At 67.8% G+C, this 13,984-nt stretch carries 11 protein-coding genes; 9 read left to right on the forward strand and 2 right to left on the reverse strand.

Translation table 11 applies throughout. The features are described from left to right. Window positions 1-17 precede the first annotated feature (17 nt). The 5 genes from yiaA to infB all read left to right on the forward strand — a co-directional run bounded on the left by yiaA (window position 18) and on the right by infB (window position 9,467). The gene (gene yiaA, locus PQI23_RS00830) at window positions 18-497 is read left to right on the forward strand and encodes an inner membrane protein YiaA (protein ID WP_339970711.1); all 480 of its coding nucleotides are present in this window, start codon (window positions 18-20) and stop codon (window positions 495-497) included. A 40-nt stretch (window positions 498-537) separates the two neighbouring features. Beyond that, complete coding sequence (locus PQI23_RS00835) at window positions 538-5,190, forward strand: FtsK/SpoIIIE domain-containing protein (protein WP_339970712.1); 4,653 nt, start codon at window positions 538-540, stop codon at window positions 5,188-5,190. Window positions 5,191-5,294: 104 nt separating this feature from the next. Continuing rightward, a complete protein-coding gene (gene nusA / locus PQI23_RS00840; RefSeq protein ID WP_339970713.1) occupies window positions 5,295-6,290 on the forward strand; it encodes a transcription termination factor NusA in 996 nt (331 codons plus the stop codon). A gap of 105 nt (window positions 6,291-6,395) precedes the next feature. Further along, window positions 6,396-6,653: a YlxR family protein gene (locus PQI23_RS00845; RefSeq protein ID WP_339970714.1), complete on the forward strand. Its 258-nt coding sequence runs from the start codon at window positions 6,396-6,398 to the stop codon at window positions 6,651-6,653. Between the two features lie 75 nt (window positions 6,654-6,728). After that, window positions 6,729-9,467, forward strand: a complete 2,739-nt coding sequence (gene infB, locus PQI23_RS00850) for a translation initiation factor IF-2 (RefSeq protein WP_339970715.1) — start codon at window positions 6,729-6,731, stop codon at window positions 9,465-9,467. A 288-nt stretch (window positions 9,468-9,755) separates the two neighbouring features. On the opposite strand, the gene PQI23_RS00855 is transcribed toward infB, so the two are convergent. Further along, the gene (locus tag PQI23_RS00855; RefSeq protein ID WP_339970716.1) at window positions 9,756-10,676 is read right to left on the reverse strand and encodes a DUF805 domain-containing protein; all 921 of its coding nucleotides are present in this window, start codon (window positions 10,674-10,676) and stop codon (window positions 9,756-9,758) included. A 101-nt stretch (window positions 10,677-10,777) separates the two neighbouring features. On the opposite strand from PQI23_RS00855, the gene rbfA reads away from it, so the two are divergent. Further along, a complete protein-coding gene (gene rbfA / locus PQI23_RS00860) occupies window positions 10,778-11,209 on the forward strand; it encodes a 30S ribosome-binding factor RbfA (RefSeq protein WP_339970717.1) in 432 nt (143 codons plus the stop codon). A 12-nt stretch (window positions 11,210-11,221) separates the two neighbouring features. Here rbfA and PQI23_RS00865 read toward each other — a convergent pair whose 3' ends face one another. Beyond that, window positions 11,222-12,121, reverse strand: coding sequence for an A/G-specific adenine glycosylase (locus PQI23_RS00865; RefSeq protein WP_339970718.1), 900 nt, complete (start codon window positions 12,119-12,121; stop codon window positions 11,222-11,224). Between the two features lie 62 nt (window positions 12,122-12,183). Here PQI23_RS00865 and truB point away from each other — a divergent pair, with 62 nt between their 5' ends. The 3 genes from truB (at window position 12,184) to PQI23_RS00880 (ending at window position 13,969) form a co-directional block, all read left to right on the forward strand. Further along, a complete protein-coding gene (gene truB / locus PQI23_RS00870; protein ID WP_339970719.1) occupies window positions 12,184-13,137 on the forward strand; it encodes a tRNA pseudouridine(55) synthase TruB in 954 nt (317 codons plus the stop codon). Then, entirely contained in the window at window positions 13,134-13,490 is a 357-nt protein-coding gene (locus PQI23_RS00875) for a hypothetical protein (protein WP_339970720.1), read from the forward strand. The genes truB and PQI23_RS00875 overlap by 4 nt, the downstream gene beginning before the upstream one ends. Window positions 13,491-13,654: 164 nt before the next feature. Further along, complete coding sequence (locus PQI23_RS00880; RefSeq protein ID WP_339970721.1) at window positions 13,655-13,969, forward strand: WhiB family transcriptional regulator; 315 nt, start codon at window positions 13,655-13,657, stop codon at window positions 13,967-13,969. Window positions 13,970-13,984 lie beyond the last annotated feature (15 nt).

The raw sequence follows: 13,984 nt of genomic DNA on the forward strand, positions 1-13,984 counted from the left end.
TGGAAGGAACACGCAAGATGAATGACACCCCGGAATCACCGCAGAAACCGACGCCGGCCTTCATCGGTGCGTCGTGGTGCGCCCTCCTCATAGGAATGTCGACCTATCTGATCGGCCTCTTCAATGCCGGCATGGAGCTCAACGAGAAGGGCTACTACTTCACCGTCCTGATGTTCGGCCTCTTCGCAGCCGTGTCGCTGCAGAAGACCGTTCGCGACCGGGCGGAGAATCTGCCGGTCACGAACCTGTACTTCGGCATCGCCTGGTGCGCAGTCGGGCTTGCCCTGGGGCTGCTCGCAATTGGACTCTGGAACGCGGGGAGCATGACTCTCAGCGAGAAGGGCTTCTACGGCATCGGCTTCGCCATGAGTCTGTTCGCCTCCGTCGCCGTGCAGAAGAACGTGCGCGACCTCGCGCGCTTCCAGGGAGAAGCACCTGAAGACGAGGCGGGCGACGAGGGCTCGGACACCGCGCTGTACCGGTTCCAGAACCCGTAGCGACAACGAGCCCGGCGATCACGAACCGGTCGAGGCTGCCGTGAAGCTGAAGCTGACGCTCGCGGTTCCGCACCGGGGCCTCCACGATGTGACCCTGTCGTGCGACGTCACGACCACCGTCGGCGACGTCGCACGAGCACTCCTCAGGGCAGGCGTCTCCGGCGATCCGCGCCTCGCCGATGCTGCGCAGAACCGACTCGTCCCTCTCACGTTGCGGGGCCGAGCCGGATCGGCCGGCCCCGTGATGCTCCTCGACCCGCTGTCACCGCTCGGCGCCTCGGGAGTGCAGTCGGGGTGGATCGTCGAGGCCGTTCCCGAGTTCGGCAATCGCAGCTCGGAGACGCGTGTCATCGAGGTGGCCGGATACGTCGAAGTGCTGACGGGAGCGCACGCGGGAGCGACCTACAGCCTCATCGCCGGCACGAACACCATCGGCCGTGATCGCAGCTGCCGGGTGCACCTCAGCGATCCGAGCGTGTCGCGGAGGCACGCCGAAATCGAGGTCCTTACGGGGCGTTCCACGAGCACCGTCGTACGGGATCTCGGTTCCGCGAACGGGGTCGTGCTCGGTGCGTCCGAAACGAGTCGCATCACGGAGCATCGTATCGAGCGTCCCACCGAGCTCGCCCTGGGGGAGGTACTGCTCAGGGTCTCGCCGGGCCCGCCGGTGCACGAAGCTCCGCACCTCTCTCATCGCGCGATGCACACGAGGGCGCCACGAGTCGCACCCGTGTTCCCCGCTTCGCATCGCGAGCTCCCAGCACCCCCTCGGGAAGCCGAACCGAGCAGGATCCCGATGCTCGCGATGCTGGCACCCATGATGATGGGCGGGGCTATGTACCTGGTGACGCAGTCGCCGATGAGCCTGATGATGGTCGCGTTCTCACCGCTCATGATGATCGGGTCGTGGCTCGACAATCGCGTGGGAAGCGCACGCAAACGCAAACGCGAGGCAGTGAAATTCGAGGAGGCGCTCGCCGCCGACCGGGCCGACCTCGCCGATCTGCGACGACGGGAGATCGAAGCTCGCTCTGGCGAAACCCCGTCGATCATGCAGATCGCCGATGCAGTGCTGCGTCGCTCGGGCCTCCTCTGGACGCGCCGACCCGAGCACCGGTCATTTCTCGAAGTCCGTTTCGGAGACGGTGTGCTGCCCAGCCGCACTAAGATCACGCTGCCCGCCCGCGGCGAGACCGACCGGCGGCAATGGGAAGCGCTGCAGCGAATCGAAGAGGAATTCGCCGACGTCTCTCCCGTCCCACTGCTCGAACGCTTCGCACGCTCCGGCTCGATCGGCGTCGTCGGCGAACCGATCTGGGCGGAGGGAATGGCCCGATCATTGATCATGCAGGTCGTCGGCCTGCATTCGCCCGCCGAAGTGGTGCTTTCGTGCTTCGCGTCCGCGCGGTGCACCGCGGACTGGGAATGGTTGAAATGGCTCCCTCATATCGACTCCGTCAGCAGTCCGATTCCTTCGTGGCAGCTCGCCGACGACCCCGTCGGCTCGGTGCGTCTCGTCACTGCGCTCGAAGGCCTGCTCGAGGGCAGACAGACCGCGGCTCGCAGACGCACCGTACGATCGCACCTCGACGTCGAGACGCGCAACGATGAGGAATCAGGCGCAGCGATCGACGATCTGCCCACCATCCCAGCGGTCGTGGTGCTCGTGCTCGACCCCGGTCTCGTCGACCCCTCGCGCATCATCGCGCTCGCGGAGGACGGGCCCGATCATGGCATTCATCTCATCTGGCTGGCGCGCTCCGCAGACGAACTGCCCGCCGCGTGCCGCACCTTCGTCGAGCTCGGCACTGCGGAGGGGCGCGTCAGCTTCGTGCGTTCGGGCACCCGGGTGCACTTGCAGCGGGTCGAACCAGTGGAAGCCGTGCAAGCCCTCCGACTGGCGCGACACCTCGCACCGGTCGAGGACACGAGTGCGCGCACTCTCGACGAGAGCGATCTTCCCAAAGCGGTGCACCTGCGAGACCTCCACGCGACGGACTTCCTCGGCGGAGCGAGCTCGGTGGTGCGGGCATGGGAGCAGTCCGGCAGCCTGACTGCGAGCTGGCGCGCGGGCGAAGAGCGCGATCCTCTCACGCTCTCCGCTGTCGTCGGCCAGAGCCCCGACGGCCTCGCCGCGATCGATCTGCGAACGCACGGACCGCACGCGCTCGTGGGCGGTACCACGGGAGCCGGGAAATCCGAGTTCCTGCAGAGCTGGATCATGAGCATGGCCGCGACCATCAGTCCCGATCGCCTCACGTTCCTGCTCATCGACTACAAAGGGGGTGCCGCCTTCGCGGAGTGCGTCGACCTTCCGCACACGGTCGGGCTCGTCACCGATCTCAGCCCGCACCTGGTGCGACGTGCACTCGCCTCGCTCCGAGCCGAACTGCACTACCGAGAGGAGCTCCTCGCCGCCCGCAGCGCGAAAGACCTCATCGCCATGGAACGGCGATCGGATCCGACGGCCCCGCCCGTACTCGTCATCGTCATCGACGAGTTCGCCGCGCTCGCCGCAGAGGTGCCGGAGTTCGTCGACGGAGTCGTCGATGTCGCTCAGCGCGGCCGTTCCCTCGGACTGCACCTCATCATGGCCACGCAGCGCCCAGCCGGGGTGATCACCGACAACCTGCGGGCGAACACCAATCTGCGCGTGGCGCTTCGCATGGCCGATGAATCGGACAGCAACGATGTGCTCGGTGCGGCGGACGCCGCCTTCTTCCCGCCGGAGACGCCCGGGCGGGGCGCCTTCAAAGTCGGCCCCGGGCGCATCGCCCATTTTCAAACCGGGTATCTCGGCGGTCGAGCTTCGGGCGCAGAGTCGGGATCGCTCATCGAAGTGCGGTCCCTCGGTTTCGCCGAGGGGGAACCCTGGAGCATCCCTCCCGAACCGCGGTCCGAGAAGCGTCGGCGGGTGCAACCGCCGCGCGACATCGAGCAGCTGCGCGATGCCATCACGGCTGCGGCGACCGATCTCGGCCTCGCCCCGCCGCGGCGCCCCTGGCTCGACGCTCTCCCCGCGTCGCTCGCACTCGAAACGGTGCAACGGCAGGCGGCGACGCAGCTCCACGATATCGACGACGCAGCCGTGATCGGCTTGCGCGACGAGCCGTCCTCGCAATCTCAACGCCCAGTCGTCATCGACTTCGAAGTGGCGGGAAGCGTTGCGTTCATCGGCGCGAGCGGCACCGGAAAGACGAGCGCTCTGATCACGCTCGCCGCCGCACTCAGCACGAACGCCGACGAGTACCCGGTGGAGCTCTACGCCATCGACGCGGCCGGGGGAGCGCTCGACGCGCTCAGCATATTGCCGACGGTCGGCGCCGTAGCGTCGCTCGCCGACACCGAACTCACCGGACGCGTCTTGCGCCGGCTGTTGGGAGAGATCGATCGGCGCGGTGCTCGCTACACCGCGGCCAGAGCGGCGGGGCTGCGGGCCTTCAGGCGCACGCCGGGCGGGCGCAATGCAGCTCGCATCGTGCTCCTGGTCGACGGCTTCGCCGCGTTCAAACAGGCGACCGAAACACTGAGCGGCTCGGATTCTCCGATGCAGATGCTGAGCGAGATCATGTCGGCCGGCCGATCCGTCGGTGTGCACGTGGTCCTGACCAGCGATCGGCCGGGGGCGATCCCTGCATCACTGGCTGCTGCCGTGCAGCAGCAGTACGTGTTCCGCCTCGCAGGCCCCCACGATTACGGCACCCTCGGGGTGCGCCCCGACGCCCTCGAAGATTCCCCGGCCGGCCGATCATTGCTCGCCCGCACCGACGAGGAGATCCAGATCGCGAGGGTCGGCGACGGGGCTGGTCTGGTCTCGCAAGCTCGTGAGCTCGAGCGGATCGCCCGCCTCCTCCGCGAGCGCGGCGCGGTCGAGGTGACTCCGGTGCGCAACGCACCGACGCACCTTCCTCTTTCGGAACTCCCGGACGCCGTCGAAGGGCGACCGGTGTTCGGCATCACAACCGACGATTTCGCGCCCGTCGGTCTGCCCGTGTCGGGGCTCGGCGTCATCGCCGGGCCTCCGGGTTCTGGTGTGTCGACAGCGGTGCGCACCTGCGTCCAGGGGTACACGCGTTGGGCGGGCGGGCGAGGAGACGCCGTCGAGCGGGTGCTGCTGACATTCACGGCGCGGGGGCTCACCGCATCGGAGGACTGGGAGCAGATCGCGCTCGGCGAGGACGAGGTGCGGGATCGGGCCCGTGCGCTCACGTCTGCGCTCGGAGGCAAACCCGCCGCACGCCGAGCCGTGCCCCTGGGAATCGGTACCGGCATCATCGGCGACCCCTCCCGTGCCGCGTCTGCACCGGAAGCCGAAGAGACTCCGGAGGTTTTCCCGCCAGAGGGAACGCGCGCGGTCGTAGTGATCGAACGTCCGACCGACGCGGAGGGGAGCGACGCGCTGCCCGAACTCATCGCGCTCGCGAAGGTCGCCCGTCGCTCGGACGTGCTCGTTCTGTTCGAGTTCGAGCAGGGAAGCGGGAGTGCCATCTGGGACCTCTTCACTGCGCTGAAGCAGCCGAACTGGGGGCTCGCGCTGCAGCCCGACAGCTCGGAGGGGCAATCGCCGTTCCGAGAACCTTTCGGCCGCGTGAAGCGCGCGGACTTTCCGGTCGGCCGCGGGCTCGCGATCGAATCGGGTCGCGTCCGCCCGATCCACGTCGCACTGCCCGACGGTGGGGGAGCGGAGGCGTGAAGCTGGGCGTTCGCCTGGTGCGGTCATTCGTGCGTTACCCTAGTGATTCGCCTGCGGTCGCGGGCCATATCTGAATAGACATCTCAATACCCAGGAGGCCACTCGTGAAGATCGAACTCGTCACGCTGCGTCAGATCGAGCGTGAGAAGGAGATTCCGTTCGACGAACTGATCGAGATCATCGAGCAGGCGATCCAGTCGGCGTACCTGCGTCACGCGGAGAACCAGAAGCTCCCGGTTCCGCGCGAGAGCGATGTGCGCGTGACCCTCGATCGCAAAACCGGTGAGATCTCGGTGCTCATTCCCGAACTCGACGGCGAAGGCCAGGTCATCGGCGAAGCGTACGTGACCACGGATGAGTTCGGCCGTGTCGCCTCGAGCGCGGCGAAGCAGGTCATCAATCAGCGCCTGCGCGATCTCTCGGACGATGCCGTGCTCGGCACCTTCAAGGACAAGGAGGGCCAGATCGTCTCGGGCGTCGTGCAGCAGGGTCCGAACCTGCGTATGGTGCACATCGACCTGGGTGAACTCGAGGCGATCCTGCCCCCCGAGGAGCAGATTCCGGGTGAGAGCTACGCGCACGGAACTCGTCTGCGCGTGTACGTCACGAGCGTGTCCAAGGGGACGAAGGGGCCGCAGGTCATCGTCTCGCGCACCCACCCGGGGCTCGTCCGCAAGCTCTTCGAACGGGAGGTGCCCGAGCTCGCCGAGGGGCTCGTGGAGATCGTCTCCCTGGCTCGGGAAGCCGGCCACCGCACCAAGGTGGCGGTGCGCGCCAAGCAGGCCGGGATCAATGCGAAAGGCACATGCATCGGCGAGCTCGGCAGCCGCGTGCGCGCTGTGATGAGCGAGCTCGGCGAGGAGAAGATCGACATCGTCGACTACTCGCCCGCGCTTCCGGCCTTCGTCGCCAATGCGCTGTCGCCCGCGAAGGTGACCGACGTGTTCATGCTCAACGAATCGCTGAAGCAGGTGCGCGCGCTCGTCCCGGACTTCCAGCTTTCGCTCGCGATCGGCAAGGAAGGGCAGAACGCGCGTCTCGCCGCGAAGCTGACGGGCGCGAAAATCGACATCCAGCCGGATTCCATCATGAACGACTGACGTTGATCATGAACGACTGACGTCGGAAGTCGTCCGAAGCCAGGATGTGGCCCTGTCGGAGCGCCGGGCCACATCTGGGAGTGTTGAAAGTGGGAAGCTGGTAGGATGGTTCCGGTTCGGACCTGTGTCGCGTGTCGCAAACGCGCACCGCGCACAGAGTTGCTGCGGGTGGTGGTGCACGAAGATCGGCTGGTAGTCGATGATCGTGCGGTGCTTCCGGGGCGAGGAGCGTGGGTGCACCCCGCGTTCCAGTGTCTGGATCGTGCAGTGGCGCGAGGAAACCTCCTCCGTGCACTGCGAGTGTCGGGGAAGCCCGACGTAAGTCCCTTAGAGAACAGGCTGAAATTACTCATGGACAACTAATGAGCGGCTCACGATGAAGCCCGTCGGCTAATTTATGGTTCTCGCCTGTCTGGCGTGAACCCAGACAGGAGAAATGTGGCAAACCCACGCGTACACGAGATCGCTGCGGAGATCGGTGTCGATAGCAAGGTCGTTCTGGCCAAGCTCAAAGATATGGGCGAGTTCGTCAAGGCGTCCTCGTCAAGCATCGCGCCCCCGGTGGCGCGCAAAGTCAAGGCTGCCCTTGAGGCAGAAGGCGTGACCAAGCCTCAGGGTGAGGGCGATGCGGCTGCGAAGCCCGCCGCCAAGAAGCCCGCCGGCGGTCCGAAGCCCGGCCCGAAGCCGGCGCCCAAGCCGGAGACTCCGGCTCCTGCGGCTAACGCTCCCGCGCAGGGTGCGGCGAAGAGCACGCCTGCTGCGGACGCGCGGTCCGAGGTGAAGCCGGGCGGTCCGAAGCCCACGGCGAAGCCCGCCGACGTGAAGCCGGGTGCTGCGAAGCCCGGTTCGGCTGCGAAGCCCGGTGCGAAGCCGGGCGCCCCGAAGCCGGGCGGCCCCCGCCCGGGCAACAACCCGTTCGCGTCGAGCCAGGGTATGGGCATTCCCCGCCCGCCTCGTCCGGGCAACAACCCGTTCGCGTCGAACCAGGGCATGGGTCGCCCCGGTGGCGGCGGTGGCGCAGGTCGCCCGAACCCCGGCAACATCCCGCGGCCGGCACCCCGCCCCCAGGGCGGCGGCGCTGGTGGACGTGCCGGCGGCCCGGGTCGCCCCGGCGGCGGTCGCCCGGGCGGCGGCGGCTTCAACCGGCCAGGCGGCGGCGGTGGCGCTCCCGGTGCAGGCGGCTTCGGCGCGCCGCGCCCGGCAGGCGGCTTCGCAGGCCGTGGCCGCGGTGGTCGTGGTGCGGGCACCGCCGGTGCGTTCGGCCGCGGCGGCTCGAAGAGCAAAGCGCGCAAGTCGAAGCGGGCGAAGCGGCAAGAGTTCGAGATGCGGGAGGCGCCGTCGCTGGGCGGCGTCAGCGTTCCCCGCGGCAATGGCACCACCCCGGTGCGTCTGCGCCGCGGCGCATCGCTCTCGGACTTCGCGGACAAGATCGATACGAACGCGTCGAATCTGATCACCGTCCTCTTCCACCTGGGAGAGATGGCCACGGCGACGGAGTCGCTCGATGAGACGACATTCCAGATCCTCGGCGACGAGCTGGGCTACAAGATCCAGATCGTCTCTCCCGAGGACGAGGATCGCGAACTCCTCGAAGGATTCGACATCGACATCGATGCCGAGCTCGAAGAGGAGGGCGATGACGTACTCCAGCCTCGTCCCCCGGTTGTCACGGTCATGGGTCACGTCGATCACGGCAAGACCCGTCTGCTCGACGCGATTCGCAAGGCCGACGTCGGTGGCGGTGAAGCCGGCGGCATCACGCAGCACATCGGTGCCTACCAGGTTCACACCGAGCACGATGGTGTGGAGCGCGCGCTGACCTTCATCGATACGCCGGGCCACGAGGCGTTCACCGCCATGCGCGCCCGCGGTGCGCAGGTCACCGATATCGCGATCCTCGTGGTCGCGGCCGACGACGGCATCATGCCCCAGACGATCGAGGCGTTGAACCACGCGCAGTCGGCGAACGTGCCGATCGTGGTCGCGGTCAACAAGATCGACAAGGAAGGCGCGAACCCGGAGAAGGTGCGACAGCAGCTCACGGAGTTCGGTCTCGTCTCCGAGGAGTGGGGCGGCGACGTCATGTTCGTCGACGTGTCGGCGAAGAACAACGTCGGCATCAACGATCTGCTCGATGCGGTGCTGCTCACGGCCGACGCCGGTCTCGACCTGCGTGCGAACCCCGACAAGGACGCGCGCGGCGTCGCCATCGAGGCGAAGCTCGACAAGGGCCGCGGTTCCGTTGCCACCGTGCTCATCCAGTCGGGTACGCTCCGCGTGGGCGACGCGATCGTCGCCGGCACGGCGTACGGTCGTGTGCGTGCGATGAGCGACGAGAACGGCGATCCGGTGGTCGAGGCGGTGCCGTCGCGGCCGGTGCAGGTGCAGGGTCTCTCGAGCGTTCCGCGCGCGGGCGACAACTTCATCGTCACCTCCGAAGACCGCACCGCTCGGCAGATCGCCGAGAAGCGCGAGGCGGCGGAGCGCAACGCGATGCTCGCCAAGGCCCGCAAGCGCATCAGCCTCGAAGAGTTCACGAAGGCGCTCGAGGATGGCAAGGTCGAGTCGCTCAACCTCATCATCAAGGGCGACGTGTCGGGTGCTGTCGAAGCGCTCGAGGAATCGCTGATGAAGATCGAGGTGGACGATTCCGTTCAGCTCCGCATCCTGCACCGCGGCGTCGGTGCGATCACCGAGTCGGACGTGGATCTCGCCACGATCGACAACGCGATCGTGATCGGCTTCAACGTGCGCCCCGACGTCAAGGCGCGCGAGCGCGCAGCGCGCGAGGGCATCGACATCCGGTTCTACAACGTCATCTACAACGCGCTCGATGACATCGAGAGCTCGCTCACGGGCATGCTCAAGCCGGAGTACGAAGAGGTCCAGTCGGGTGTCGCCGAGATCCGCGAGGTGTTCCGCTCCTCCAAGTTCGGCAACATCGCGGGCGTCATCGTGCGCAGCGGTACGATCACGCGCAACGCGAAGGCCCGAGTCATCCGCGAGGGCGTCGTCGTCGCAGATGGGTTGGCGATCGAGTCGCTCCGCCGCTTCAAGGACGACGTCACCGAGGTGAAGACGGACTTCGAAGCCGGTATCGGGCTCGGCAAGTTCAACGATATCCAGATCGGTGACGAGATCGAGACCACCGAGATGGTGGAGAAGCCGCGCGGCTAACCCGCGGCTTCCGTCCGAGAAGGGCGGGGAGGATCAGCTTCGGCCGATCCTCCCCGCCCTTCTCGCATCTGGTGCCCCGGCGTCGTGCAGGGGATTCGGCGTGGAGCGGTCGCGATCACGCGACTTCTGCACGTGCGAGCGAGGATCTCCTGCATGAGCGGTGGTGCGTAACGCCGCACCTACGGACGCGCACCCCGCGCACCGACAGGCGCACGCCGCCGCACCGCCCCGGGAACGCCGAAGGCCCGTGCCGCCGAAGCAGCACGGGCCTTCAGGAGAGGCGATCGCTCAGACGCGATCGAAGCGCCGGCCCAGCGGGCTCGGCGGGAGGAACATGAAGACGAGCACGACGAGGCCGCCCACGTAGGGGATGAAGGAGAGGAAGTAGAAGGGCCCCGCGAAGTTCGCGTCGTGGAAGCGCCGCCACGTGATGGCGATGCTCGGCACCAGCAGGGCGAGTCCGACGGCGACGAGGAGGATCACGCCGACGATCAGGAGTGTGATTCCGAGTCCCGCCGCGGGCGCCGACGCCGCCGAGCCGTACCCGTCGCCGAAGCCGTCGTTGTACGCCGCCGAACTCGCGCTGGCCCCGGCCAGCATCACGACGCCGACGATGTAGAACGCGAACGGGATCAGCGTGACCAGGAAGCTGAACAGTACGATCCACCAGTACTCGCTGCGCGATGCACGGCCGCTGAAGCCCGCGTAGTTCTTGAGAAAGCGGCGGATCGCCTGGCCGAATGTGGCGCCGTAGAGCGGTCGGCTGAGATCTTCGGGGTCAACCGCCCCGTTGAAGGGTTCGCCAGGCCCCGGTACACCGGCTGCACCCGCCGCGTACGCCGGAGCCGAGGCGTAGTTCGCCTGCGGCTGCTGGGAGTACGCGGAGCCCGTGGGCGGTGCGTACGCCGCAGGCGGCTGAACCGGCTGCTGAGGCGCCTGGTACTGCGGGGCCTGGTACTGCGGAGCCTGGTACGGGGGCGGGGGCTGCACCGGCTGCTGAGGCGCTTCGTACTGCGGGGCCGCGAACTGCGACTGCTCGGGAGCCTGATACTGCGACTCGGGAGCCTGATGCTGCGGCGGCCCGTACTGGGGAGGAGTGCTGCTCGGGGGTGCCGACTGGCTGTCGGGTGCCGCGGACCCGGTCTCGGACTGACCCGGCTTCTCGTTCTCGGGCTGCGCCGGATTCTCGGGGGTGGGCGGGTACGTCATGAAGACGCCTCCTCAACTGTTCGTCGCGTACGTCTGACTGCATCCATCGTAGGGGCACCGAACCGCCGCGTCTGGGAGCGATCCGGCGGTAGTCTGTTTCCATGAGCAATCCACGGGCGGGTAAAGTCGCCGAGCGCATCCAGCAGATCATCGCCAGGCGCCTCGAGAAGGGGCTGCGCGATCCGCGCCTCGGCTTCGTCACGATCACCGATGTGCGTGTCACGGGCGATCTGCAGCACGCGAGCGTGTTCTACACGGTGTACGGCGATGAGCAGGAGCAGGTGGATACGGCTGCGGCGTTGAAAGCTGCCACCGGCATGCTGCGCACCGAGGTCGGCAAGCAGCTCGGAACGCGGCTGACGCCGGTTCTGGAGTTCATCCACGACGAGCTCCCGGAGAGCGCCCAGCACCTCAACGAACTGCTCGCGGAGGCCAAGCGCCGAGATGACGAGGCGGCTGCTCTCGCCGCGGGTGCGCAGTACGCCGGTGAAGAGGACCCGTACGTCAAGCCGCGCGAAGAAGACGAGCGGTAGCCGGCCGGTCGGTCACGGCAGACGAGCTCGCCCATCGAGCTCGACGACGAGTCCATCGGCGATGAGCGAGTCGTACGCGCGCCGCGGCTGATCCGGATCGCGGACGCCCCCGTCGGCCGCGGCTTCGAGCGCAGCAGCGGGTTCGACGGCCTCCGTCGATCGGCGGAGGAGCGCCATGATGCGCCCCCGCACCTGACGGTCGCTCCCCGCGAACTTCGCCTGCTTCGGCCGCTTCTCCGGTGCGTTGTCGGGGTACCCGGCTCCGCGCCATTCGCACCAGCGCGCAACCGGGCACGCGTCGCAGCGGGGGGCACGCGCGGTGCACACGATCGCTCCGAGCTCCATCGCCGCCGCATTGAAGACGGCAGCCGCGTCTCGCGATTCGGGAAGCAGAGCCTCCATATCGGCGAGGTCGCCCGGCGCGGGCATCCCGGCGGCCGCCCGACCGTGCACGAGTCGCGCGATCACGCGACGCGTATTGGTGTCGACGACGGGGTGCCGCTCGCCATACGCGAACGCGGCGACCGCGCGAGCGGTGTACGGCCCGATGCCGGAGAGCGCGAGCAGCTCGTCGACGTTCGCGGGAACCGTGTCCCCGTGGCGCTCGGCGATCTCGACTGCGGCGCGGTGCAGCCAGATGGCGCGCCTCGGGTATCCGAGGCGATCCCACGCGCGCACCGCCTCGCCCGGTTCGTCGGCGGCGAGCGCCGAAGGCGTCGGCCATCGCTCCATCCATGCGATCCAGCGGGGGAGCACGCGATCGACCTGGGTCTGCTGCAGCATGAATTCGGAGACGAGGATCGCCCACGGTGCGACATCGGGTCCCCGCCAGGGCAGATCCCGCGCTGAGCGCGCGAACCACTCGCAGAGCGCGACCGAGATCTCGGTGCTCACGGGGTCGGTCGGTTTCATCGGCTCCAGTGTAGAGCGCTTCCGCGGCGGGAGCCTCGGGTCGCCGCCGGTAGGCTGATCCTGTGACGAACGACCCAGCTCGCCTGCCCGCGCAAGGCGCCATTCTGCTCGTGGACAAGGCGGAGGGCTGGACGAGCCATGACGTGGTCGCGAAGTCCCGACGCGCGCTCGGCACGCGCAAAGTGGGGCACGCGGGCACGCTCGATCCGATGGCGACCGGGCTCCTCGTGCTGGGAGCCGGGCCTTCGACGCGCCTGCTCACGCATCTCGTCGGGCTCGACAAGACGTATCTCACGACCATCCGGCTCGGCTCTGCGACGGTGACCGACGATCGCGAGGGGGAGCGGATCAGCACCGCGGCGGCCGGAGCGATGGATCTGGTGACGCGTGAGCGCATCGTCGCCGCCGCGGCCGATCTGACCGGGGATATCGAGCAGTCCCCGAGCGCGGTGAGCGCCATCAAGGTCGACGGGCAGCGAGCGTATGACCGTGTGCGGGCGGGGGAGACGGTCGAGCTGAAGAAGCGGCCCGTCACCGTGCACGCCTTCGAGCTCGGCGAACCGCGCCAGGTGCTCGATGACACCGGTGCACCGGCCATCGATATCGACGCCACGGTCCGCTGCTCCACGGGCACCTACATCCGCGCGCTGGCGAGGGATCTCGGGAACGCTCTCGGTGTGGGCGGCCACTTGACCATGCTGCGGCGCACGCGCGTCGGTCCGTTCGGTGTGTCGAGCGCGGTCGGCACCGAGGTGCTCGCCCAGGGCGGCGCGCTCCCGCTCCTCGCCCCGGCTGCGGTGGCGACCGAGCTCTTTCCGCGTCTCGAGCTGAGCGAGGAGCAGGCCATCGATCTGAGCAACGGGAAGAAGCTCGACGTCGACCCGTCTGCCATGGACGATGCCGCTCTGGTCGCGGCCGTGGGTCCCGGGGAACGGCTCGTCGGCCTGGTGCGGGTGAAGCAGGGCCGGGCCCGGGCCGTCACGAACTTCCCTGCGGAGTCGGGGGAGCGCTCATGATCGGCTGGTACGGCGCGACCCTGATCGCTCTCGCGCTCGCCGCGGCGGTGCTCTGCCTCGTCGAAGCGCTGCGCAAACGCTCTCCGAACGACTTCACCATGGGGGCGACGCTCCTCATCGCAGTGGCGTTGATCGCGCAGATCGTCATCGCGATCGCAGCTCCGTTCTCGGGCAACGCGCCTACGGGTGATCCGCTCGAGTTCTGGATGTACCTCATCGTCGCGCTGCTGCTTCCGCTCGGCGCTGGGTTCTGGGCGCTCATCGATCGAACCCGCTGGGCGAACCTGGTGCTCGCCGTCGTGCATCTGTCGGTGGCGGTGATGACGTACCGCATGCTCGTGATCTGGGGGTGACCTCCGCGTGCGTTTCGGAACAGTTGCGACACGCGGGCGTGTCCTCCACCCTCAACGCGTGATTGAGGGTTTAGAATCCTCAGCTTGACTTGAGAGAATCACACCGGTGTAATTATGTGAGCACGGTTGCGAACACGCGCCGCTGAGGTCGAGGAAGGGACGGGATGTTGAGCGATACTTCGCACACGCCGGTACCTGGGAACTGGTTCGTCGATCCGGTATTCCTCGGTACGCCCGGGATCCGACGCGATGACGAAGAGGCGCTCTCGTGGCAGGCCGACGCTCTCTGCGCGCAGACCGACCCTGAAGCATTCTTCCCCGAGAAGGGCGGATCAACGCGCGAGGCCAAGCGCATCTGCGAGGGGTGCGAAGTGCGCTCCGAGTGCCTCGAGTACGCGCTCGAGAACGATGAGCGCTTCGGAATCTGGGGCGGCCTCTCCGAGCGCGAGCGTCGGAAGTTGCGGCGGGAAGCGATCTGATCCGCATCCGGCATG

Source organism: Leucobacter sp. USCH14, from assembly GCF_037619215.1.
Classification (GTDB): Bacteria; Actinomycetota; Actinomycetes; order Actinomycetales; family Microbacteriaceae; genus Leucobacter.